This window comes from Gilliamella sp. wkB171 (genome assembly GCF_001693755.1).
Lineage (GTDB): Bacteria > Pseudomonadota > Gammaproteobacteria > Enterobacterales > Orbaceae > Gilliamella > Gilliamella apicola_F.
The window spans coordinates 112,054-134,892 of sequence record NZ_LYST01000043.1 but is presented as its reverse complement, the minus strand read 5'-3'; the positions used below and the strand labels follow the sequence as shown (position 1 = coordinate 134,892).

General features: G+C 35.9%; 20 protein-coding genes. 5 read left to right on the top strand and 15 right to left on the bottom strand.

What is annotated here, in order from left to right; all coding sequences use genetic code 11:
- Positions 1-6: 6 nt before the first annotated feature.
- The 6 genes from A9G03_RS06695 to ilvG form a co-directional block, all read right to left on the bottom strand.
- Positions 7-2,376 carry a membrane-bound PQQ-dependent dehydrogenase, glucose/quinate/shikimate family gene (locus tag A9G03_RS06695; RefSeq protein ID WP_065798765.1) on the bottom strand — a complete coding sequence of 790 codons (2,370 nt, stop codon included), beginning with the start codon at positions 2,374-2,376 and terminating at the stop codon, positions 7-9.
- Between the two features lie 390 nt (positions 2,377-2,766).
- Positions 2,767-4,308, bottom strand: coding sequence for a threonine ammonia-lyase, biosynthetic (gene ilvA / locus A9G03_RS06690; protein WP_255307745.1), 1,542 nt, complete (start codon positions 4,306-4,308; stop codon positions 2,767-2,769).
- Position 4,309: 1 nt separating this feature from the next.
- Positions 4,310-6,160, bottom strand: a complete 1,851-nt coding sequence (gene ilvD, locus A9G03_RS06685) for a dihydroxy-acid dehydratase (RefSeq protein WP_065634915.1) — start codon at positions 6,158-6,160, stop codon at positions 4,310-4,312.
- 113 nt (positions 6,161-6,273) lie between these two features.
- Positions 6,274-7,203 carry a branched-chain amino acid transaminase gene (locus tag A9G03_RS06680; RefSeq protein ID WP_065634914.1) on the bottom strand — a complete coding sequence of 310 codons (930 nt, stop codon included), beginning with the start codon at positions 7,201-7,203 and terminating at the stop codon, positions 6,274-6,276.
- 160 nt (positions 7,204-7,363) lie between these two features.
- Positions 7,364-7,600, bottom strand: a complete 237-nt coding sequence (gene ilvM, locus A9G03_RS06675) for an acetolactate synthase 2 small subunit (RefSeq protein ID WP_065634913.1) — start codon at positions 7,598-7,600, stop codon at positions 7,364-7,366.
- Complete coding sequence (gene ilvG / locus A9G03_RS06670) at positions 7,597-9,276, bottom strand: acetolactate synthase 2 catalytic subunit (protein ID WP_065798764.1); 1,680 nt, start codon at positions 9,274-9,276, stop codon at positions 7,597-7,599. The genes ilvM and ilvG overlap by 4 nt, the downstream gene beginning before the upstream one ends.
- 714 nt (positions 9,277-9,990) lie before the next feature.
- On the opposite strand from ilvG, the gene A9G03_RS06665 reads away from it, so the two are divergent.
- The 4 genes from A9G03_RS06665 (at position 9,991) to A9G03_RS06650 (ending at position 13,243) form a co-directional block, all read left to right on the top strand.
- Positions 9,991-10,440: a hypothetical protein gene (locus tag A9G03_RS06665; RefSeq protein WP_065798763.1), complete on the top strand. Its 450-nt coding sequence runs from the start codon at positions 9,991-9,993 to the stop codon at positions 10,438-10,440.
- Positions 10,441-10,865: 425 nt separating this feature from the next.
- Positions 10,866-11,753 carry an SDR family oxidoreductase gene (locus A9G03_RS06660; protein ID WP_065634910.1) on the top strand — a complete coding sequence of 296 codons (888 nt, stop codon included), beginning with the start codon at positions 10,866-10,868 and terminating at the stop codon, positions 11,751-11,753.
- 151 nt (positions 11,754-11,904) lie between these two features.
- Positions 11,905-12,432, top strand: coding sequence for a hypothetical protein (locus A9G03_RS06655; protein ID WP_065798762.1), 528 nt, complete (start codon positions 11,905-11,907; stop codon positions 12,430-12,432).
- Between the two features lie 388 nt (positions 12,433-12,820).
- On the top strand, positions 12,821-13,243 hold the full coding sequence (locus A9G03_RS06650) for a hypothetical protein (RefSeq protein ID WP_065798761.1): 423 nt from the start codon (positions 12,821-12,823) through the stop codon (positions 13,241-13,243).
- 58 nt (positions 13,244-13,301) lie between these two features.
- Here the strand turns inward: A9G03_RS06650 and A9G03_RS06645 are convergent, their stop codons facing one another.
- The 6 genes from A9G03_RS06645 to A9G03_RS06620 all read right to left on the bottom strand — a co-directional run bounded on the left by A9G03_RS06645 (position 13,302) and on the right by A9G03_RS06620 (position 18,781).
- Positions 13,302-14,543 (bottom strand): MFS transporter, encoded by a 1,242-nt coding sequence (locus tag A9G03_RS06645; protein ID WP_065634907.1) that lies wholly within the window; start codon positions 14,541-14,543, stop codon positions 13,302-13,304.
- Positions 14,544-14,832: 289 nt separating this feature from the next.
- Positions 14,833-15,945: a ribosomal protein uL16 3-hydroxylase gene (locus tag A9G03_RS06640; RefSeq protein WP_065798760.1), complete on the bottom strand. Its 1,113-nt coding sequence runs from the start codon at positions 15,943-15,945 to the stop codon at positions 14,833-14,835.
- Entirely contained in the window at positions 15,935-16,720 is a 786-nt protein-coding gene (locus A9G03_RS06635) for a YchF/TatD family DNA exonuclease (RefSeq protein ID WP_065634905.1), read from the bottom strand. Before A9G03_RS06635 ends, A9G03_RS06640 begins: the two co-directional genes overlap by 11 nt.
- A gap of 10 nt (positions 16,721-16,730) precedes the next feature.
- Positions 16,731-17,909 carry a lipopolysaccharide assembly protein LapB gene (lapB, locus tag A9G03_RS06630; protein ID WP_065634904.1) on the bottom strand — a complete coding sequence of 393 codons (1,179 nt, stop codon included), beginning with the start codon at positions 17,907-17,909 and terminating at the stop codon, positions 16,731-16,733.
- 6 nt (positions 17,910-17,915) lie between these two features.
- Positions 17,916-18,227, bottom strand: a complete 312-nt coding sequence (locus A9G03_RS06625; RefSeq protein ID WP_065634903.1) for a LapA family protein — start codon at positions 18,225-18,227, stop codon at positions 17,916-17,918.
- Between the two features lie 83 nt (positions 18,228-18,310).
- Positions 18,311-18,781 (bottom strand): phosphatase PAP2 family protein, encoded by a 471-nt coding sequence (locus tag A9G03_RS06620; RefSeq protein WP_065634902.1) that lies wholly within the window; start codon positions 18,779-18,781, stop codon positions 18,311-18,313.
- A 346-nt stretch (positions 18,782-19,127) separates the two neighbouring features.
- Between A9G03_RS06620 and ribA the strand changes: the two genes are divergently transcribed.
- Positions 19,128-19,730, top strand: a complete 603-nt coding sequence (gene ribA / locus A9G03_RS06610; RefSeq protein WP_065634900.1) for a GTP cyclohydrolase II — start codon at positions 19,128-19,130, stop codon at positions 19,728-19,730.
- A gap of 156 nt (positions 19,731-19,886) precedes the next feature.
- Here the strand turns inward: ribA and A9G03_RS06605 are convergent, their stop codons facing one another.
- The 3 genes from A9G03_RS06605 to ligA form a co-directional block, all read right to left on the bottom strand.
- Positions 19,887-20,075 (bottom strand): 2-hydroxymuconate tautomerase, encoded by a 189-nt coding sequence (locus A9G03_RS06605; protein ID WP_065634899.1) that lies wholly within the window; start codon positions 20,073-20,075, stop codon positions 19,887-19,889.
- A 9-nt stretch (positions 20,076-20,084) separates the two neighbouring features.
- The gene (luxS, locus tag A9G03_RS06600) at positions 20,085-20,600 is read right to left on the bottom strand and encodes an S-ribosylhomocysteine lyase (RefSeq protein ID WP_065634898.1); all 516 of its coding nucleotides are present in this window, start codon (positions 20,598-20,600) and stop codon (positions 20,085-20,087) included.
- Positions 20,601-20,672: 72 nt separating this feature from the next.
- Positions 20,673-22,751, bottom strand: coding sequence for an NAD-dependent DNA ligase LigA (ligA, locus tag A9G03_RS06595; RefSeq protein ID WP_065634897.1), 2,079 nt, complete (start codon positions 22,749-22,751; stop codon positions 20,673-20,675).
- Between the last annotated feature and the right edge of the window lie 88 nt (positions 22,752-22,839).

Genomic DNA, 22,839 nt, shown 5'->3' with positions numbered 1-22,839 from the left:
TAACAACTATTTTTTATCAGGTAAAGCATAAGCAATAACATAATCGCCACGAACTGGTGATTGTCTTGCTCCACTTGCTGAGATGACAATATATTGTTTACCTGTTTTAGGTGATACATAGGTCATTGGTGTACCTTGACTACCGACGGGTAAACGTGCTTTCCAAATTTCTTCTCCTGTCACAGAATCAAATGCACGAAGATAGAAGTCTTGCGTTGCAGCAAAGAATAAAAGACCCGATTTAGTTGCCATTGGTCCACCAATGGTTGGCATACCAATTGGCGCAGGTAAATGCATTGGGATGCCTAAAATACCTGTATCCATAACTGTACCTAAAGGTTTTTGCCATACAATTTGTCGAGATTTAAGATCGATGGCTGTCATGGTTCCGTAAGGTGGTTTTTGACATGGAACACCTAACGCAGAGGTAAATCTTAAACGCATCGCCCCAAATGGTGTCCCTTTTTGTGGCACAATACCCATTTCAATACCGCTAGCATTTTTAGGGATATTATCTTGAGGGATCATCCAGTTAGTTAAACCAATTCGCATATCATTAACGAACATTAAGTTGGTTTGTGGATCAACCGCGACACTGCCCCAGTTCATGCCACCTAATGATCCCGGATATTGCAAAGTTTTGGTCATATTTGGTGGTGTAAATAAACCATGATAGACAGAACCGGCAAAGTCAATTCGGCAGAGTAATTGATCATAAGGTGTGGCACCCCACATATCAAATTCAGTCAAGGTTTCGTTACCAATTGATGGCATACCTACTGAGAATGGCTGAGTAGGGGAGTAATATTCACCTGCTACATCACCTTTTGCTACAGGTTTTTCTTGAACTTCAGCAACAGGTTCACCGGTCTGACGATCTAACATGAAGATCTGACCTGATTTTGTTGTTTGGACGATAACTTTTGTAACGCCACCTTTTCCATCAGGAATATCGTAGAGTAAAGGTTGTGATGGTAAGTCATAGTCCCATAAATCATGATGAGCTGTTCTAAATTTCCAGCGAATTTGTCCCGTTTTACGGTCTAGCGCAACAATTGATGAGTTATATTCATCATCGTATTTTGTTCTATAGCCACCGAAAAAATCAGGTGTTGCATTACCTGTTGGTGCATAAACAAGATCAAGTTCTGGATCGTAAGCTGTCGTCGCCCAGACGTTTACTGTGCCGCGTGTATAGGTTTCATTAGCTGGCGGAACATCTGTTATGTTTGGATTGCCTGGATCCCATGCCCAAACTAATTTACCTGAATGGACATCAAAAGCACGAACAACACCACCAGGTTCATTAACTGAGAAGTTATCAGCAACGCGGCCCCCCACAACAATGACATCTTTCGCCACTAAAGGTGCAGCAGTTGGCTCATAATAACCCGGAGGAATATCACCCATATCTTTTTTCAGATCAACAACGCCTTGTTCGCCAAAGTCTTCACACAATTTACCGGTATTTGCATCAATAGCCATTAACCTAGCATCAATTGTGTTCATGATGATACGTGCTGAACATGCCTTTGCATTATTACTCGCATCATCTAACGTTTTTTGGTCTTCATAGTAGGCTAATCCACGGCAACGTTGCCAGTTAGGTGAAGTCGCTTTAGGATCATAACGCCATTTTTGCTCTCCACTATCGGCATCTAAAGCGATGACAACATTTGTTGGTGTACATAAATAGACATTATCGCCAATTTGTAAAGGTGTCTCTTGGTCTTCTGGACCTGAACCACTATTAGAAGGAATATAACCTGTGTGATAAGTCCAAGCAACTTGGAGATCTTTAACATTTTGTTTAGTGATTTGATCTGCACCTGAAAAACGTGTGCCTTTAGTCGTATTAGCATATTGCTTCCAATCTATAGGCGCATCACTTGGATCGAGTTTATTATTGGCTAAAGGGACGGGATTTGTAATAACATTATGTTCTTTGAACATAAAGCCAAGGGCAATGCCCATTAAGACTAAAATAAATATACCCAATTTATAACCGCCATTACCAGCAGTCGTATCGCCAGTTTCTTTTTTCTCAAGCATTGGATAGGCAAATGCAATAAGCATTGCAAAACCAGTAAATACCATTAAACGTGAGAAAAGCGGCCAAAATTGTAAGCCAACTTCATATAAAGCCCAAATTAGAGTTAGTGCGTAAGCTAAACCATATAGCCAAGCCCCTTTGGTGCTTTGTCTAAATAATAAAAGCGACGTGATTATTTGTACTAACCCCATAATCGCAAAATACCAGCTACCGCCTAGTGCGATCAATTTAAATCCATAAATTGTACAAAATAAACCGCTCGCTAATAAAATAATGGCAACTAGCCATAAATAAAATTTACGGGCACCTGCAATTTTTATCATGAATCATCCTTATGTTGTTAAGTGTTACTTTCTTAACTCATCTTTTTGCATAAACATTAGATGAAAATAACTATTTTCCATCTATAATAATTAACAAAATTGAGTTATATCCTATTGATTAATAATAATGAATTAGAAGACAAACATCCCTATTCACATCCTAACTAGACTTGAAAATTGTTGCATAAACATTCTACTAATATGCACTGAATAATTATGGGAATCAATAGGTAACAGATGATATTTTTACTTTAAAATAGACAATTAAAATTTAGCTAAATTTTTCATTTGTTGTTGTTAAAATGAGTTAAATTCAAGCAAATATACTTTAATGTTATCTTAATAGGATTACCCAATAATTTTTTGGGTAATCCATATTTTTATTAAAAATTACGATTGATTTGTAAGGAAAAGTTTAAGTGATGGATTGTGCGTTTCATTATGAAAATCGTAACCGAGTTCGGTTAAATGTTGATTAAACTGATTATAGCTACTTTCATCGATTTCAAAAGCGGCAAGTACTCTTCCATAATCCGTGCCATGGCTGCGATAATGGAACATTGAAATATTCCAATTTGTGCCCAATGTTTGCAAGAATTTAAGAAGTGCACCTTGTGATTCAGGAAATTCGAAACTGTATACTTGCTCTTCAATATGTTTGCATGGTTTGCCACCAATCATATATCGAACATGTAATTTAGCCATTTCATCTTCAGTCAAGTCAACCACAGCATAACCAGCTGAAATTAATTCCTGCATAATTTCATCTTTTTCGTCACTTTTGGTAATTTTTACGCCGACAAAAACGCATGCTGATTGCTCATCATGATAACGGTAATTAAATTCAGTGACTGAACGCCCACCTAGCAGTTGGCAAAATTTCAAAAAACTACCTTTCTTTTCTGGAATCGTCACAGCTAAAAGGACTTCGCGTTTTTCACCTAGTTCACAGCGTTCTGATACGTAACGTAAACTATGAAAGTTTAAATTAGCCCCAGATAAAATATGAGCCAGGTTTTCGCCACAAATATTGTGCTTAGCAACATACTTTTTCAGACCTGCTAAGGCTACTGCACCTGATGGTTCGGCAATTGCTCGCACATCGTCAAATAAATCTTTTACTGCCGCGCAAATTTCGTCACTATCAACAGTGATAATATCATCAATGTACTGTTGACAAAGTCTAAATGTTTCATCACCTATTCGTTTAACAGCAACCCCTTCAGCAAATAAGCCTACTCGATTTAAATCGACAGGTTTACCCGCATCAAGAGCAGCTTTTAAACATGCGGCATCTTCTGGTTCAACCGCAATCACTTTGATTGATGGCATAATTTGCTTAATTAATACTGCAATGCCCGCAGCAAGCCCGCCGCCCCCAACAGGGACAAATATGCGATCGAGTTTAGCATTTTGCTGTAGTAACTCCATAGCAATACTTCCTTGCCCGGCAATCACTAAGGGGTGATCAAAAGGCGGGATAAAGACGCGATTTTGTTCTTCAACCAGCTCTATTGCTTTGGCTTTTGCTTCATCAAAATTGGCGCCATAAAGTAATACCTCACCACCAAAACCTTTTACCGCTTCCACCTTAATGTCAGCGGTGGTTAATGGCATCACAATTAGGGAGTTTATCCCTAATTTACTCGCCGATAGTGCAACACCTTGCGCATGGTTACCAGCCGATGCCGCAATTACACCTCGTTTGCGCTGTTCTTCGGTAAGGCTTGCTATCATCGCTTGAGCACCACGAATTTTAAAACTGTGTACTAATTGGCGATCTTCCCGTTTAACAAAAATTTGGTTATGTAACCTTAAAGAAATCTTTTCCATTTTTTCAAGCGGGGTCACTTGTGCAACATCATATACGGCTGAACAAAGTGTCGCTTTTAGATAATCTGCACCAGTGAGCTTATTCTCTTCTTTTTTCACATTAGCCACCTAATTTACTTTTATCACGAACCGCGCCTTTGTCGGCACTTGTTGCTAAACTGGCATAGGCTTTAAGGGCAAATGATACATAGCGATCGCGATCATGAGGCGTAAAGGCTTTATCGCCACGTTCCATTTCAGCCACTCGACGTCTTTCAAGTTCAGATACAGGAACATCTAACACTAATTTACGGTTTGGAATATCAATATCGATAATGTCTCCATCACGGACTAATCCTATTAATCCACCATTAGCCGCTTCAGGTGAAATATGACCAATGGATAGACCAGAAGAACCACCAGAAAAACGACCATCAGTAATAAGTGCACATTTTTTGCCTAATCCCATTGATTTTAAATAGCTGGTAGGGTAAAGCATTTCTTGCATACCAGGTCCACCTTTTGGTCCTTCATAGATGATTACAACTACATCACCTTCAACAACTCGCCCTCCCAAGATTGCATCAACCGCATCTTCTTGGCTTTCGTAAACTTTAGCAGGGCCGCGGAATACTAAGTTTTCAGCCGCAACGCCAGCTGTTTTAACAATTGCGCCATCTTCTGCAAGGTTACCATACAGTGTGGCAAGACCTCCATCTTGGCTATAAGCGTGTTCTTTGTCGCGAATACAGCCATTTACTCGGTCATCATCTAAGCTATCCCAATAGCAATCTTGTGAAAATGCTTTTGTTGTACGAATACCGGCAGGACCGCTTCGATACATTTTTTTCACTGATTCATCTTTGGTTTGGGTGATATCATATTGTGCAAAGGTTTCGTGTAAAGAGAGTCCCAACACATTGTGAACATCACGATTAAGTAATCCAGCTTTATCAAGTTCAGACAAGATAGAAACCACACCACCCGCTCTATGTACATCTTCCATATGATACAGCGCTGTACTTGGCGCAACCTTACATAAATGAGGGACTTTACGTGATAATCTATCAATATCAGACATAGTAAAGTCGATTTCACCTTCTTGCGCTGTGGCGAGTAAGTGTAACACCGTGTTGGTTGACCCCCCCATGGCGATATCTAAAGACATGGCATTTTCATAAGCAGCTTTAGTTGCAATAGAACGCGGAAGGTAAGATTCATCATCATGTTCATAATAACGTTTCGTGATTTCAACTATGCGTTTAGCTGCTTTTAAAAATAGCTGTTCGCGCTGTTTGTGCGTTGCAACTAATGATCCATTACCTGGTAATGAAAGGCCCAAAGCTTCAGTTAAGCAGTTCATTGAATTTGCGGTAAACATACCCGAGCATGAACCACAAGTTGGACATGCTGATTCCTCAATAGCTTTGCTGTCAGAATCACTGACATTTGGGTTTGCGCTTTGAATCATGGCATCAACTAAATCCAACTTAATAATTTGATCTGAAAGTTTAGTTTTACCTGCTTCCATTGGACCACCAGACACAAATACCGTTGGAATATTTAAACGGAGTGATGCCATTAACATGCCTGGTGTGATTTTGTCACAGTTTGAAATACAGATCATGGCGTCAGCACAATGGGCATTAACCATGTATTCTACAGAGTCAGCGATTAATTCTCGTGATGGTAATGAATAAAGCATACCACCATGCCCCATGGCGATACCGTCATCGACAGCAATTGTATTAAATTCTTTGGCAATGCCACCACATGCTTCAATTTCTTTTGCTACCAGCTGACCTATATCTTTTAAATGAACATGGCCAGGTACAAATTGTGTGAATGAGTTAACCACCGCAATAATGGGTTTACCAAAGTCTTCATTTTTTACGCCTGTTGCACGCCATAAAGCGCGGGCACCCGCCATGTTGCGACCTTCTATAGAGGTGGCTGAACGATATTTAGGCATTTCTTGCTCCCAATTTTTTATGTAGCGACCGATTCCTATCGGTTGATAATTTTGTATCGTAATTTTAAATAGCCAATCCACTAAAATGAATTAGTGGATTAGAAAAATAACGTTTATTTAACTGGATCTAACCAACCATATTTATCTTCGGTTTTACCGTTGAATAAACCAAAGAAAGTTTGTTGGATTTGTTTTGTGATTGGGCCACAACGACCAATACCAACTTGAATTCGGTCAACACTACGTACTGGTGTGATTTCGGCCGCGGTACCTGTCATAAATACTTCGTCAGCAAGGTATAGTGATTCACGTGAAAGTGTTTGTTCACGTACTTCAATTCCTAGATCACGTGCAAGTGTGATGATAGCATCACGGGTGATTCCCGGAAGTGCTGATGATGATAGTAATGGAGTAAATAATATGCCGTCTTTTACGATAAATAGGTTTTCGCCTGAACCTTCAGAAAGCTGACCATTTACATCTAACGCAATCCCTTCTTGGAAGCCATTAGCTCGAGCTTCTGATCCAATTAGTAGTGACGATAAGTAGTTCCCTCCCGCTTTAGCCGCTGCTGGGATAGTATTTGGTGCAAAACGGTTCCATGATGATACCATTGCATCAATACCTTGTTCTAAGGCATCTTCACCAAGATAAGCTCCCCATGGGAATGCCGCGATCATCACATCGGTTTTGTAGCCGGCTGGTGGAATAACGCCCATGCCAACATCACCAATAAAGACTAAAGGGCGGATGTATGCACTTTCAAGATTATTTTTTTTGATGACTTGGCGTGTTGCTTCCATGATCTCTTCTAACGTATAAGGGACAGGAAAACGATAAATCTTGGCTGAATTTAATAATCGTTGAGCATGCTCTTTATGACGAAAGATAACCGGGCCTTTATGTGTGTTATAACAACGCACACCTTCAAAAACAGAGGTACCATAATGCAAAGCATGAGACATGACATGTATTTTTGCATCAGCCCATGGAACCATTTCACCATTCAACCAAATATAATCAGATTTCGCTGTAGTACCCATTTTGTTTTCCTCTCAATTTTACTTTTTGTTAAGCAAGTATGTTGCTTTATCTTTATTCTTTTAAAGGTCAAGCATTATACTATTAACTTTGTTTAACTTTCTAAATATATCTATATTATTTTTAATTATTCTTTCATCGACAGTTATCGATGAAACAAATTCATATTTCAACTGAAATCACATCCACTAATTTGTTAATTTGATTGCATAAAGCTGAAACGCTGCGTTCTGTGGTGCATGTCAACACTAAGGCAAAAATATGTTGATCTTCAATTTGCATTGTTAAGTTTTCAATATGCGCACCACGATGACGAATGACACGTAAAATACGCTCTAGCGCCCCTAAATTGTCATAAGCTTTTATGCATATTTGCTGTTTCGTTCTTTCATTCATCATTTATTGTTTCCCTTTTTATCTAACATATTTTCATTAGATGCACCAGGTGGTACTAATGGCCAAACGTTTTCTAATTCATCAATGCAAACATGCAATAAATAAGCATTAGGCGAATTGAGCATGTTAGTTATTGCTGGTTCAATTTCAGATTTTTTTGTTATTTTTTCACCCTCTATATCAAATGCTTTGGCTAGCATTAAAAAATCGGGGTTATCAGATAAATTAGTCTCACTATAGCGTTGGTTAAAAAATAACTCTTGCCATTGCCTAACCATACCTAAACGTTGATTATCAATTAAAACAATCTTTATCGGTAACTTTTTACGTTTAATTGTAGTGAGTTCTTGAATATTCATCATGATAGAACCATCACCAGAAATACAAATTACACAGTCATTAGGTCTGGCGAGTTGAGCGCCAATTGCCGCAGGTAATCCAAATCCCATGGTGCCGAGTCCACTTGAGGTAATAAAATTTTTGGGATCATTAAATTGCATATGTTGTGCCGTCCACATTTGGTGTTGACCGACATCGGTTGTTACAATTGTAGTGGGTGATTTTCGCTCAGATAGTATTTTTAATAATGCTGGTGCATAAATTGGATCGCCAGGATGATCATAACGAGTTGGATATAGGTTTTTCAATTCTTGAATTTTGTTATGCCAGTCATCTATCGTAACAGTTTGATGAATCAGTGGTAAAACGTTTTTAATATCACCTTGTAATCCTAAATGGGTTTGCTTTAATTTATTAATTTCAGCTTGATCAATATCGATGTGAATCACTTTGGCATGTCGAGCAAATTCATTTAAATTGCCAGTGACCCGGTCATCAAACCTTACACCTAAAGCAATTAATAGATCACACTCTTGCACAGCTAAATTAGCTGCTTTTGAACCATGCATACCAATTAGCCCTAGATAATAAGGGTTATTAATATCAGCAGCGCCCAAACCTTTAAGTGTTGATACACTTGGTATTTGAGTAAAATTCATAAACTGTCTAAGCTCATCAATCGCGCCAGATAAGCCAACCCCACCGCCAATATATAGCATGGGTTTTTTAGCTTGGGATATCATGGTTTTAGCAAGTTCAATGTCAGCAGGGGAGATATTTGATTTTGAAGTATTAGTAAGATTACGTTGAGTTGTGATTGGCGATAAATATTTTTGATAATTAAGATCTGCAAGCTGAATATCTTTAGGAACATCAATAAGTATTGGTCCTGGCCTGCCTGAATTAGCTAAATAAAAAGCCTCTTCTAAAATGTTGGGTAAGTTTTCTGCTTGATCAATTAAATAACTGTGTTTAGTGCAAGCTAATGATAATCCCAAAACATCCACTTCTTGAAATGCATCGGTACCAATTAATTTATTTGGAACTTGCCCTGTTATGGCAACAATCGGAACCGAATCAATCAACGCATCAGCAAGTCCGGTAATAATATTGGTTGCCCCGGGTCCAGAAGTTGCAATACAAACGCCAATTTTGCCGGTGGCCCTAGCATAGCCTATGGCTGCCATAGCCGCACCTTGTTCGTGGCGGCATAAAACATGTTCAATACCACCATCATAAAGAGCGTCATAAAGAGGCATAATTTGTCCACCAGGATATCCAAAAACGGTGGTGACGCCTTTTTCTTTTAAGGTTTTTACTATCCACTGTGTTCCTAACATTTCTTCCTCACTTATTTTATTCAGCTCATTTATTATTCATAAAAAAACCCCCGCTTTTGGGGGCGGGGGTTTTAATTCTATGTATAAACATATTTTTACATCGAAAAACGCCCCCGCGCAGGAATAATGACCACGCTGACTAGGATATTAATGAGGACGTTTTTACGTAAAAAGTTCATAAGCTTATATATTAAAATTATGTCATTTTCAAAAAGTTATTTTTAACAAAATACTCGTTTTTAAAAAAAGTGCAACTTTTTTTTAATTAATGAGTATAGCTTGTGAAAATTTTTGGTAAAACGAGGTAACAATAACGTCATCGAATACGATCAATTAATTGAATTGTTGTCTCTATTCAATAAAATAAAAATAGATTAATATAAGATCAGTTTAAACAGTAAAAATTTTTTGTCACACATCAATAATAGTCGTTTATAGTTAACTTTTAGCTTAGTCACAAATTATAAAGCAGCGATTTTATCGATTAGCGATACAGTGTTAAATGTTATTATTAATTAAACATTATTTCAGAACCAAAACTAAGTAATTCTAATAATTATTTTTCAATCAGATTAATGCGCTATTTTAGCGATGTTTTATCGCTGTTTTATTAACAATATTTTCTAACGTTCTTCATTATCTTTTCAAAGAAGACTGCATAAAATTTATATACAAAAGTATCGGTTATTCAGTAATTAAAAGGGAAAGACAAATATGACGAATTTTAAGATAATTGCTTTGCTATTAATGTGTTGTTTGTTAATTAATTGTGATAATAAGAAAAATGATTCACCTTCAAATGAGAATAATAATACTAGTTCATCATCAAAGGAAAATAGCACAGTTGATGATTTAGTCATTAATCCTGTTAAAAAAAAATTACCCATATTTGTTGATGCGCTTACCACTTTGGTCGATATTTACAAAAAAGATAACGTTATTAATTATAAATACGAAGTAAAAAATATCTCTAAATATGCTCTCTTATTGCCAACAACTCAAGATACGATTCGTGATAAATTGCTTAAAACTTATTGTAGTGATAATGATGAAGTGAAACAGCTAAAGCATTTTTTTCCAAATGGCGCAAACTATCATTATTATATTGATGATCAAGAAATAATCATAGTTGAAATACAACCTGATGACTGTGATGAAGATTAAATCGGTCACGTCTAATTACTACACAGAAAGACAGATAGTATATTTATGCTTAATATACAACATTTCAGTTTTAATAAACTGACGAATTCAAATCATAACAAGGTAATGTAATTGGTTATATCTGGCTTAATATTAATTTATTTGCTAGACTAAAAAAGAATAATATTTAGCCAATAAATAATTCAACGTTTAATATTATTCACGGTCCTATTAACCTGCCAAGGATAGCTATCTGTAACAATTCACCCAATATTCCCATTCCTACATAAGGGTGATGATATAAAAACAAATAGTAAGTTTTCCATCACATATATTTAATTTATTTACTGCATAATTTTTCGAAATAGTATTTTGTTTTATTTTAATAATTTTATTTAAGTTATTTTGGTTTTTATATAAACGTATTTAACTTAGGAGAAAAAACGATGAGTGAACAAATTTGTAATCCAACAACAAAATATCATCATACAAAATTTCAAAAGCAGAAACAAACCGCTCCCGCGCTTCAATGTGAGATGAAACCCATTCCTGACTGTGGTGAAAAAAGTTACCAAGGACACCAACGTTTAGCCGGTCGAAAAATGTTAGTAACCGGTGGGGATTCTGGCATAGGTCGTGCTGCGGCAATCGCGTATGCTAAAGAGGGCGCTGATGTAGCAATAAACTATCTTCCGTTTGAACAAAAGGATGCTGAGGATGTAGCTAAAGTAATTGAATCTGTTGGCCGCAAAGCGGTATTGATTCCAGGTGATTTAAGTGATGAATCTTTTTGTAAAAAACTGGTTAAACAAGCGCATGATAAGCTTGGTGGATTAGATAACTTAACATTGGTTGCTGGTAAACAAACTGCAGTCGAAGATATTGCGAAATTGACCACTGAGCAAATTGTAAAAACGTTTGAAATAAACGTATTTTCATTATTTTGGGTAGTTAAAGAGGCGTTAAATTATTTAAAACCAGGCTCAACAATCATTACTACCTCATCAGTTCAAGCATTCCAACCGAGTGGAAATCTTCTTGATTATGCTTCAACCAAGTCTGCTATTATTGCCTTCTCTCGCGGATTGGCTAAACAATTGGCTAGTAAAGGCATTCGCGTAAATTGTGTTGCTCCCGGACCTGTTTGGACGCCATTACAAATTTGCGGCGGACAACCAAGTGAAGCCATTCCAGAATTTGGTAAACAAACACCTTTACAACGCGCTGGACAACCTGTTGAACTGTGTGGCGTTTATGTACATTTGGCAAGCGAAGAATCTAGTTATACTACAGCCGAAACTTATGGTGTAACAGGTGGTTATCACACTAATTAATCCATAACAGCCATGATTAGCGGATTGGTTTATCAACCACTAACAATTGAAGTTTAATCAATGAGTTTTATGAACATTAAATTATTTAGATGCCGCCATTTTTAGGCATTAGAAATATTCAACAATTCACCATATTTAAAAGGGTTTTATAATGAAAACATACAAAGTAATCGTTTTATCAATAATGGGGTTATTTTTAGTTAATTGTGATGATTCAAAATCTAAGATGGATGATATTAAGCAACAAGTGGTAGACACGAGTTCGGCCGTGGGTGACAAAGCTCAAGATCTATATGAAAAAACGAAGTTAGAAACAGAAAATATTTTAAATCAAATAAAGGACGGTAATTATAATCTTGCTCAAGATCTTATTATCAAAGCAGTAAAACAAAAATTACCTTCAGATGTCGATCAAAATGTCACTTTAGTCGATGTTGCGAAAGACGATAATAGTATTAGTTATAAATATTCGGTAAACAACCTCACTAAAGATGCATTACAAGCTCAGGCTAATCAAAATGCAATGTTGGCTAAATTGAAAACTTTCTATTGCAGTAAAGATATTGGCATTAGCGCAATAAGATCTGCTTTTACTCAAGGGGAGACTCATAATTATTACATCAATAACGATAAAGCATTAACGTTAACGTTAAAACCAAGTGAGTGCGATAATAAATAATGCTTTCAATGGTTGCAAATCATTGTAAAGTTATGGGTAATTTTATGTTAAAAGGGCGAATTAAAGCCCTTTTTATGTAGATAGTTAATTGAAAAAATCGCTCAACAGTGCAAGTTACGCTTTAATTTTTAAAAAATGGCTATGAGAAAAAATTAGTTATGTTTTTCATAGATGAATCGATGGGGTAACTATCACTAGTAAAAGCCTGTTAGCTTTTTGTCGCTTTTTTCAATTAATGTGTTACAAGTTTTATGTGTTGGCGAAGAATATTCAATAACTTTATTGTCTGTACATAAATTTAGTGGCAATAATATAAAAAATGCGCTATATACGTTTATAGAACTATCTAATTTATAATCAACTAAATAATAACTAAGGAATATATTATATGAAATTCTTAAAAATCACTTCAATGGCATTAATGTGTGTTGTTTTGTTCGGTTGTGATAATAGTAATAAGGTAAAAACGCCTGATAAAGCTGATCTTACTAAATTACAAGATTTAGTTATTAGTGAGGCAAAAAAAGTACTCCCAGCTAAAGTTGATTCAAATACTAGCTTAGTTGATATCTTTAAAGATAATGATGTAATTAATTATCGTTATACCATTAATGTATCTAAAGATTCATTGCAAATCCCTGAAACTGAAAAAATGACAACTGAAAGCTTGAAAAAGGTTTACTGTTCGAATAATCAACAAATTAAAGAGTTCAGAGATGCATTTCCTAATGGTGCCGTTCATAGCTATTATATTAATGATGAAAAGGTATTTAGCGTAACATTAACCCCTGCTTCATGTAACACTAATTAATATTTTTTTGATTAATCTTATAAGTTATTTAAACAGGGCAATAGCCCTGTTTTTTGTATTATTCTAATGTTTTACCTTTTGTTTCGGGGATTAAAAAGATAAATGCAGCTGCAGAAAGTAAATAAGCGGTGGAAAGTAACGCTAAGGCATAGCTTATAGAATAAACAGTAGCTAAATAAGCAATCAAAACTTGCGATATGCCAGCAATTCCTCGTCCAACATTAAAAATAATGTTTTCGGCACTTGACCTTGCATCTGTTGGGTAGTGTTCAGCAAGCAATGCGCCATAACCGCCCATCATTCCATTGACAAAAAAGCCAATTACAGAACCAAATATAATCAGGATCACCATATCTGTTTGATGAAAGTAAAACCAAATCGATATTGCAGAAACCAGTAAAAAAACAATATAAGAAGGGCGTCGACCAAATTTGTCACATAGCCAACCAAAGATTAAAATCCCTAATGACATCCCAATCGTTGTTGAGATGGTCCAAAACATAGTGTTTTTGAACGGTAATTTTAATTCAGTTGCAATCATGTTTGGCATCCAAACCATCAGTCCATAAAAGCCAAAATTCTGTACCGCGCAGGCTATGGTTAAACCAATAGTAGTGGCTGTCGTTTTTGGTGTTTTAAATAACTTGTTAATTGCGATTTTATTTTTATTTTGATCTTTTAAATTTTGCCAAATTTCGGGTTCTTTTAGTCCTTTACGGGTCCAAGCAACAAATAATGCAGGCAATACTCCCATCGCAAAAGCCCAGCGCCAACCATAAATTTCACCAATAAAGTTGACTGTTAGTGCTGCTAAGATAATACCTAATTGGAAGCCTAATGCGACAATAGAGGTTGCTCTTGAGCGTTTGCTTTTAGGCCAACTTTCTGAAACAAGCGTCATACCAATGCCAAATTCACCACCAAGACCGAGCCCACTTAAAAATCGAAAAATTAAAAAGCATTCGTAATTAGGGGCGAGTGCACAAAGTCCAGTAAATAAAGAGAAAATTAAAATAGTCCAAGAAAAAACCCTTACCCGACCAAATTTATCAGCGAGTATGCCAAATAAAATACCGCCGATTACCGCGCCTAAAAGCGTGAATGAGGTTAAAGTACCAAGGTCTGCTTTTGTCAGATTATAGGTCGCAGCGATGAGACTAAAACAAACACCTAAAATCATCATGTCTAGACCATCTAATGCATAACCAACTGTAGATGCGAAAAGCGTCTTTTTTTGATATGGGGTTATTTTCTGGTTTTCACTTTCGGCTTGCTTGACTAGGATTGTTTCATTATTCATGTGTACCTCTAGTTGTTAAAAAGATCGTTCACTAATAAAAAGCATTTATGATGTAATTCATCATTAAACAGGCGGGTATTAAAAAGCGGGGCAAGTATATACTTAAAAGTAATAAAAATCCAAATGAAAAGCCGAAATTAGTCGGTTTTATTTTGTTTATTTTTATTAAGGCGAAATTATTTGGTTAAATTTTATAACTATCTAATTTTTTAGACAAATTAGCCGATAATTTCGCCATTTTGCAGTTTTTTCGGGTGGCTTTTTTTAGCCAATAGTTTTTGAACAAAACTTACTCTTCGTCAAAATACCAGTAACCAAGATTAACCAATTTTAACATGACATTTAGGGTCTGTTCATCTTGTAATTGTTCGTAGTGAAGTACATCGGTTTCACATAATCGGTCGATGGTTTCCATTGGTAAGGGTATTTTTTCACCATTGATATAAGCCATATCCTCTATTTTTACAATACGTATACTCGGTACACGATGTAGTTCAGCACCAGATTTTAGAATTTCTTCAAATTCATCTAGCTCATAGGCGGGATCAGCTGGGATGATATTGAGATCATGCATAGGCATTGTGATGTGCTTACCAAACCAGTCATTGAATAAGTCTGGGTTTTTGATGAGGTCGATCATTTGCCCTTGTAGTTTTTCTAGCTCATATGGCTCGATACGATAAGGATCGCTTGGTAATTTTAAGTCTGGATCTTGATAAAAAATCCCATTTGGTAAATTATCAATAACGTAATCAGCAAAGCCACTTAATAATTCTTGTGAAGTTTGCGTCCTAAAGCCGACTGAATAACTTAGTGATTCGCCAATTGATACACCATTATGTGGAAAGCCGATTGGAATATATAAAATATCACCGGCAGTGATTTCTTCATCAATAATCGGCTGATAAGCTTCTACATGTAATAGCGCTTTGTGAGCACTAAACTGTTTGTAGTTAGGATTACGCTCGCCAACTTGCCAACGTCGACGTCCCATACCTTGAATGATAAAAACATCATAGTTATCAATATGCGGCCCAACGCCAGCCCCTTTTGTTGCATAAGAAATCATAAGATCTTCAAATTGCCAGTGAGGAATACACTTAAATGGTTCAACTAAAGTTGCTGCCTGTTCATGCCAATGATCTACCGCTTGCACTAATAAACTCCAGTGATCTTCACCGAGATCATTGTAATGCGTAAAAGGACCAAATTTAGCATCCCATTTTCCATTTTTATTCGTCACAATCCGGCTATCTAGCTCTTCTTCCATTGCAAGTCCAGCAAGTTCATCGGGTGTTATTGGATCAACAAACTCAGCAAAGGCTTTTCGTAAAATAACGGGTTTTTTTTGCCAATAGTTTGTTAAAAAATCATCCCAATCAATAGCTAATTTATATTTCATTTAACTTCCCTCGAAGATTGAATAATTGACAAAAATTATCGGTAGTTTGTTGTGCTATTTCTTCTAAAGAAACACCTTTCAATGCAGATAAATATTGCGCGACTTCCCGAACATAAGCCGGTTGGTTTTCTTTACCACGATAAGGTACTGGAGCTAAATAGGGGGAATCAGTTTCGATTAAGATACGATCCAATGGCACAAATTTTGCCACTTCTCTTAACGCTTCGGCATTTTTGAAGGTAATAATTCCTGAAAAAGAGATATAAAAACCTAAATCTAATAGTTTTTTTGCCGTATCAATATCTTCGGTGAAACAATGTAACACACCTGAATGGACGTGTTGTTCTTTTAAGATTGTTAATGTATCTTGTCTGGCATTTCGGGTATGGACGATGATTGGCTTGCCAAGCTTTCTACCAAGACGTATATGTTCAATAAAATTATGTTGTTGAAGCTCTAGATTATCTTGCTGATAATAGTAATCAAGTCCTGTTTCACCTAATGCGACAACATTCTCTTCTTTGGCTAAATTTTCGAAGCGGTTAGCGTCATAAGGTTCGTCATCAAGATTAAGGGGATGAATACCACACGAAAAAGAACATTGATTAATATAAGGTGTCAGTAAGCGCTTCATTGATTCATAACCAGATAAGGTTGTTGCTACGCTTAAGCAGTGTTTAACGTCATTTTCAGTTGCTTTTTGTAGTACTTGCTCAATTGACTTAGTATTAAAGTCTAAACTATCTAAATGACAGTGCGAATCGATTAAAAACATAAAAAACTCTTTATTTTTCAGAATGCTGTTCAAAATCACGAACAGGTTTGATGGTAGACCATGAACGACAACCAGGGCATAACCAGTAAATTGAATTAACCGTAAATCCACATTTTTGACAACGATAATTCGGTACGATTTTTATTTGCTCACCTACCATATTACGTAACAATAATAGGCTCTCTTTTGCTCGACCTTGTTCGGCATCGGCAACATGGTAATCCATTAAACGATAAAACCCTTTTAAATTAGGGTGTTTTAATAATTCTCGATACATATAGTTCTGGGCTGCATCAAGACCTCTCTTTTTTTCAATGATATCGGCAAGCATTAGTTCAGCAACATTGCCTGAATCTTGATCAACACATAATTGCAAAAATTGCTCAAATTCATCTGCTTTATTTAATTTAAGATAACACTCTTTTAATAAAGGTAAAGCTTCACCAATAAAGGCTTTATCTTGTTCAAGTATCTGTTTGAATGATTCAATTGCTTGTTCAATTTTATTTTGCACAATCAATACACGGCCTAACATCAGTGAGGTTCGAGCACACTTAGCATCGGCTGCTGCCGATTTTTGTAATAAACTATACGCTTTTTCAAGGTCTTCATTGGCAATAGCTAGCGAAGCTAACTCACAATAAAATTGAGCTATATCTGTTTTGTATTTTGTATTGCCAAGCTTAACCAACTTGGTGGCAGTATTAATTGCATTAATCCATTCACTGGTTGATTGATAAATAAAAATAAGTTGTTGTAAAGCATGTTGTTGAAAATCTTCTTCATCAATGAGTTGTAAAAACATCTCTTCAGCGCGGTCATAAAGACCTGCAACCATATAATCACGCCCAAGTTGTTGAATGGCTAGTAATCGTTGTTCAAAAGAGAGGGATGAACTTTCCATTAATGCTTGATGGATTCGTATCGCTCTATCTACTTCACCACGAGAACGAAATAAATTGCCTAAAGTCAGATGCGCTTCTAACGTGCCTTCATCTTCTTTAAGCATATCGAGGAACAGATCGACAGCTTTATCTTTTTGGTTAGATAAAAGAAAGTTAAGACCATCTACATATTCTCGAGATAGTCGATTTGATTGATTTGCATATTTTTGTTTAGCATTTCTATCGCCCATATACCAACCATAAGCGGCAGCAATAGGTAATAATAGAAATAACAATTCAAACATAATATTTTATTCTTGATGATGTTTAATTAAATTATCTTTTTGATGATCAGCTATACTATCATCATATTTTTTTTGTAATTTACTTAATTTACGTTTTGTTGAAGAATGTTGTAGTTTTAATTTAATAAAGAAAATTCCTGTTAATATCATTCCAACGATAAAGCCAGAGCCAAAAAATAGAGCCAATAAAACTGATAATCTTAATTCGGTTTTAGCAAATAAATAGTTAAATGTTACCACTTCATCATTGAATGCACCTATCGAAATAGATAGGGTAAAAATAATAATTATCAATAGAATGGATATAATAAATTTCATAATAATAACCTTTTTATTATTTTAACGTTATTTAAAATGAGCGTTATTCTCAAATATTTTTTCAACACTGTTTACGCTAATTATCAGTTATCTACTATATGATATTTTTGTGCATAAAAATAGCAAATTAATGAAATGATCCAAGCAACTAAAATACCACACAACAGATCAATTGGGCTGTGCATACCCAAACATAATCGACTAATTTCAATTAATAATGCCCAAATAATCAACATATAGACCACAATATAATGGCGTTTAAAGCCTAATAATGTCACTGCTAAAAAGGCCCATGTTACTGCAAATAAAGTATGTCCTGATGGAAATGAATAACCTGTTTCGTTTTGCCAATGTTGACGTAACCATGTTGGGATTATGTTGGAATTAGTCAATAACTGATCAATGAGTTGTTTTTTTTCCGATTTAGCCAACGAATAAAATTTATCATCACTCAATTGATATTGTTTATTCATCCATAATACATAGGGCCGAGATTCTGCTGTTTGAGATTTAATAACAGCTTTAATCATTTGCCCAGTTAATATTGCACCCACAAGAAGTATTCCTATTAATACTATTTTTTTTGTCGTTTTAATGTTTAATAATAAGCAAAACAGGATAAAAAAAACGAATGATGTTATTATTGCCCAAGGAAAACTTGCCGTTTCTGTTATGACGAAAAAAAATTGGGATGTATTATTTAATGATTCTGGTTGCCAATGCCAATTTATAGCTATAATGACTAAAGGTATAACTAAGAAAATAGCCAGTGTGGCTATTGTTTTTTTTATTATTAACCCCATTTAAAAACTCAATTAAGCACAAATTGCTATATATTTTAGCATGGAAGAGAGTTTTTTAAAAAATTCTATTTAAGTTTTATTCAATACGGAGATAATGATGCAATTAAAACTTGTTGCACAAGCAAAACTGCCAACCCCATGGGGATGTTTCACTATTGTGGGATTTGAAGAAATTGCAACTGGCAAGGATCATGTGGCGTTAGTTTTGGGTGATATTGCAAATAAACAGCCTGTATTAACAAGAATTCATTCAGAATGCCTTACTGGCGATGCGCTATTTAGTTTACGTTGTGATTGTGGTTTTCAGCTAGAGGCGGCTTTAAAACAGATCGCACAAGCAGGACGGGGTATTTTACTTTATCATCGTCAAGAAGGTCGAAATATTGGTTTGCTTAATAAAATTCGCGCTTACGCACTGCAAGATCAAGGACTAGATACAGTAGAAGCTAATGAACAACTGGGTTTTGCTGCTGACGAACGTGACTTTACGCTTTGCGCAGACATGCTAACATTACTTGGTGTATCTGATATTAGACTATTAACCAATAATCCTGAAAAAATAAGAGTGCTTGAACAAGCAGGCATAAAAATTACTGAAAGGGTGCCGTTAGAAGTGGGTGAAAATCCTAATAATGAGCACTATTTGGCAACCAAAGTCAGTAAAATGGGGCATTTACTTCACCTTCATTGCAATCACTAAGTATTTTATATCATGTTAAATATTACAAACGTTGCTAAAGATTTAGACTAGATAAACCTTAAAAACACAATGATCTTTAAGGTTTTATATTAAATATGGATAGTGTGCTTAAATTATGACAAGGCTTGTCATTTTTAAATTGAGTTTTGGGTTTAATTAATCTTTATCGCACCGCAAAACGCCACCATTCGCAATTTGGTCTTTTGAAATTTCGTGCATAATAATTTGGACTGCTTCAGGCTTACAATTTAGAGTTTCGGCAATAGCATTGGTTACACGTTTAGCCATTTCTCTTTTTTGTTCTATAGTGCGACCTTCTAAAAAGTCAATAACAACGTTTGGCATATTATTTCCTTATTGATTAATTTTCACGAGTTGTTCTTCAGTTAATGCAATATCATGATTATTGCAAATTCCAATTCCTGACTGAATAATTTTATCTGCAATTACTTTCGCTTCATCTAATGAGTGCATTTTATAAGTCCCACACTGATATTCATTTAATTCGGGGATCTGTTTTTGTGATTCAACTTTTAAAACATCATGCATAGATTTTAGCCATGCATCAACCACTAATGATTCATCTGGTTTACCAATAAGGCTCATATAAAATCCGGTTCGACATCCCATTGGCGAGATATCAATAATTTCGACTTTATCACTATTAAGATGATCGCGCATAAATCCTGCAAATAGATGTTCTAATGTATGAATGCCTTTTTCTGGCAATAACTCTTTATTGGGAACAGTAAAACGAAGATCAAATACACTAATATCATCACCTTTAGGCGTTTTCATTGTTTTAGCAATACGGACAAAAGGTGCTTTCATTTTAGTATGATCGACTTTAAAACTATCTAATAATGGCATGACATTCTCCTTAGTTTTTGCTACTTCACTATTTTCAATAAATAGTGAAGTAGATGCCAGTATATTTGTTATTTATTCATTAAGTAAATTGATAAACTCTTGCTCATCAATGATTGTTATACCCAGCTGTTGTGCTTTGTCTAATTTAGAACCGGCAGATTCACCAGCAACAACAATATCGGTATTTTTAGATACGCTACCCGCCACTTTAGCGCCTAATTGTTTTAATTTATCTTTTGCTTCATCACGGGTTAAACTCGATAATGTACCTGTTAGCACCACAGTTTTACCTAAAAATGGTGAATCGATGTTACTAATTGGAGATTGTGGGGAAACCGCAGGCCAATGAATACCGATTTCATCGCTCGTTAATTGTGTTATGACATCACGATTATGCGGTTCTTGAAAGAAATCAATAATACTTTCGGCAATTACTGCACCAATATCATTGACGGTTTGTAATTGTTCAAGTGAAGCACTTTCAATCGCTTTTAAATCACCTAATTGATTAACTAAATTTTCAGCCGTTACTTCACCCACATTAGGAATACCCAATGCAAAAATAAAACGGTTTAATGTCGTATTTTTGGATGTGGTTAATGCATTTAATAAGTTATTAGCCAATTTTTCGCCTACTTTATCTAAAGAGCATAAAATTGGCAGTGTTAATTTATAGAGATCAACAGGTGTTTTAACATAATCTTTATCGACAAGCTGCTCAATGAGTCGATCGCCCATACCATCAACGTTCATCGCTCGGCGTGAAACAAAATGTTTAAGCGCTTCTTTTCGTTGAGCTGGACAAATTAATCCACCCGCACAGCGTGATATCGCTTGTCCTTCATCTCGAACAATTAACGAGCCACAAATTGGGCAATGAGTTGGAAAGGTGATGGCTTTACTATCAGTGGGTCTACGATCTAGTATTACCGAGACAATTTTGGGAATAACATCTCCGGCTCTACGTATTGTAACATAATCGCCTTCACGAATGCCTAATCTGATTATTTCATCGTTGTTGTGGAGGGTAGCATTACTGACAATAACGCCGGCAACTGAAACAGGTTCTAATCTTGCAACTGGTGTTATCGCGCCGGTTCTTCCAACTTGGAAGTCAACTTTTTTTAATTGCGTCACTTCTTCTTGCGCCGGAAACTTAAATGCTGTTGCCCAACGCGGTGCTCTGGCTACAAAGCCAAGCTCATTTTGTAATGAAATACTGTTAACCTTAATCACAACGCCGTCGATGTCAAACCCAAGTGACATTCTTTCTTGACCAACCTGATTAAAATAATTTAGCGCAGCTTGTGCGCCTTGGCGAATTTCAACTTTATTACTAACGGGTAATCCCCATGCCTTAAACTGCATCAAACGTTGATAATGGGTATCGGGTAACGTAGCACCTTCAACAATACCAACCCCATAACAAAAAAAGGTTAAAGGTCTTTTAGCGGTAATTTTAGGATCTAATTGTCGTAGTGATCCGGCTGCGGCATTACGAGGGTTTGCAAATAATTTTTCATTATGTTTTTGCGAATCGGCATTGAGTTTTTCAAATCCTTTATGTGTCATAAACACTTCGCCTCGAACTTCCAAACGCTCAGGGATATTGTCACCAATTAACACTAAAGGAATCGTTTTAATTGTTTTAACATTAGCTGTAATATCTTCCCCTGTTGTGCCATCACCACGTGTTGCCGCTTGAACAAATTTACCCTTTTCATAGAGTAAACTTACCGCTAATCCATCAAGTTTTAATTCACAGCAATATTCAACAGAGTGGTTTTCCGGTAAATTCAATCGGTCTTTAATTCGTTTATTGAAGGCAAGAAAACTCGATTCATCAAATACATTATCCAACGATAACATTGGTATTTGATGCCTAATCGTTGAGAATTGCCCTAACGGACTACCGCCTACTCGCTGGGTGGGTGAGTCAGGTGTAATTAGCGACGGATATTGCTTTTCTAATGATTGAAGTTGTTTGAATAATTTATCATACTCCACATCCGGGATTTCAGGGGTATCAAGAACATAGTAACAGTATTCGTGATGTCTAATTAAAGCACGTAATGATACTATTTGTTGTTTGATATCTTCATTCGGTATAGTTTGGTGTGCAGTATTTTCGGGTTTATTTGATAATGGCATAGTGTTCGACTCTTAAATTAATACATGAGCGTTAAAAGATTATCACATTCCTATTACTCTGATTTTGTCAGATAAGACAATTATTATT

Bases quoted from the DNA above. Each gene is read 5' to 3' on its own strand.
- ilvG (WP_065798764.1), bottom strand. From the start codon at position 9,276: ATGTTAGGAACACAGTGGATAGTAAAAACCTTAAAAGAAAAAGGCGTC.
- A9G03_RS06640 (WP_065798760.1), bottom strand. From the start codon at position 15,945: ATGAAATATAAATTAGCTATTGATTGGGATGATTTTTTAACAAACTAT.
- A9G03_RS06625 (WP_065634903.1), bottom strand. From the start codon at position 18,227: ATGAAATTTATTATATCCATTCTATTGATAATTATTATTTTTACCCTA.
- A9G03_RS06660 (WP_065634910.1), top strand. From the start codon at position 10,866: ATGAGTGAACAAATTTGTAATCCAACAACAAAATATCATCATACAAAA.
- A9G03_RS06650 (WP_065798761.1), top strand. From the start codon at position 12,821: ATGAAATTCTTAAAAATCACTTCAATGGCATTAATGTGTGTTGTTTTG.
- lapB (WP_065634904.1), bottom strand. From the start codon at position 17,909: ATGTTTGAATTGTTATTTCTATTATTACCTATTGCTGCCGCTTATGGT.
- A9G03_RS06645 (WP_065634907.1), bottom strand. From the start codon at position 14,543: ATGAATAATGAAACAATCCTAGTCAAGCAAGCCGAAAGTGAAAACCAG.
- A9G03_RS06605 (WP_065634899.1), bottom strand. From the start codon at position 20,075: ATGCCAAACGTTGTTATTGACTTTTTAGAAGGTCGCACTATAGAACAA.
- A9G03_RS06680 (WP_065634914.1), bottom strand. From the start codon at position 7,203: ATGGGTACTACAGCGAAATCTGATTATATTTGGTTGAATGGTGAAATG.
- luxS (WP_065634898.1), bottom strand. From the start codon at position 20,600: ATGCCATTATTAGATAGTTTTAAAGTCGATCATACTAAAATGAAAGCA.
- A9G03_RS06665 (WP_065798763.1), top strand. From the start codon at position 9,991: ATGACGAATTTTAAGATAATTGCTTTGCTATTAATGTGTTGTTTGTTA.
- ligA (WP_065634897.1), bottom strand. From the start codon at position 22,751: ATGCCATTATCAAATAAACCCGAAAATACTGCACACCAAACTATACCG.
- ribA (WP_065634900.1), top strand. From the start codon at position 19,128: ATGCAATTAAAACTTGTTGCACAAGCAAAACTGCCAACCCCATGGGGA.
- A9G03_RS06695 (WP_065798765.1), bottom strand. From the start codon at position 2,376: ATGATAAAAATTGCAGGTGCCCGTAAATTTTATTTATGGCTAGTTGCC.
- ilvM (WP_065634913.1), bottom strand. From the start codon at position 7,600: ATGATGAATGAAAGAACGAAACAGCAAATATGCATAAAAGCTTATGAC.
- A9G03_RS06655 (WP_065798762.1), top strand. From the start codon at position 11,905: ATGAAAACATACAAAGTAATCGTTTTATCAATAATGGGGTTATTTTTA.
- A9G03_RS06635 (WP_065634905.1), bottom strand. From the start codon at position 16,720: ATGTTTTTAATCGATTCGCACTGTCATTTAGATAGTTTAGACTTTAAT.
- ilvD (WP_065634915.1), bottom strand. From the start codon at position 6,160: ATGCCTAAATATCGTTCAGCCACCTCTATAGAAGGTCGCAACATGGCG.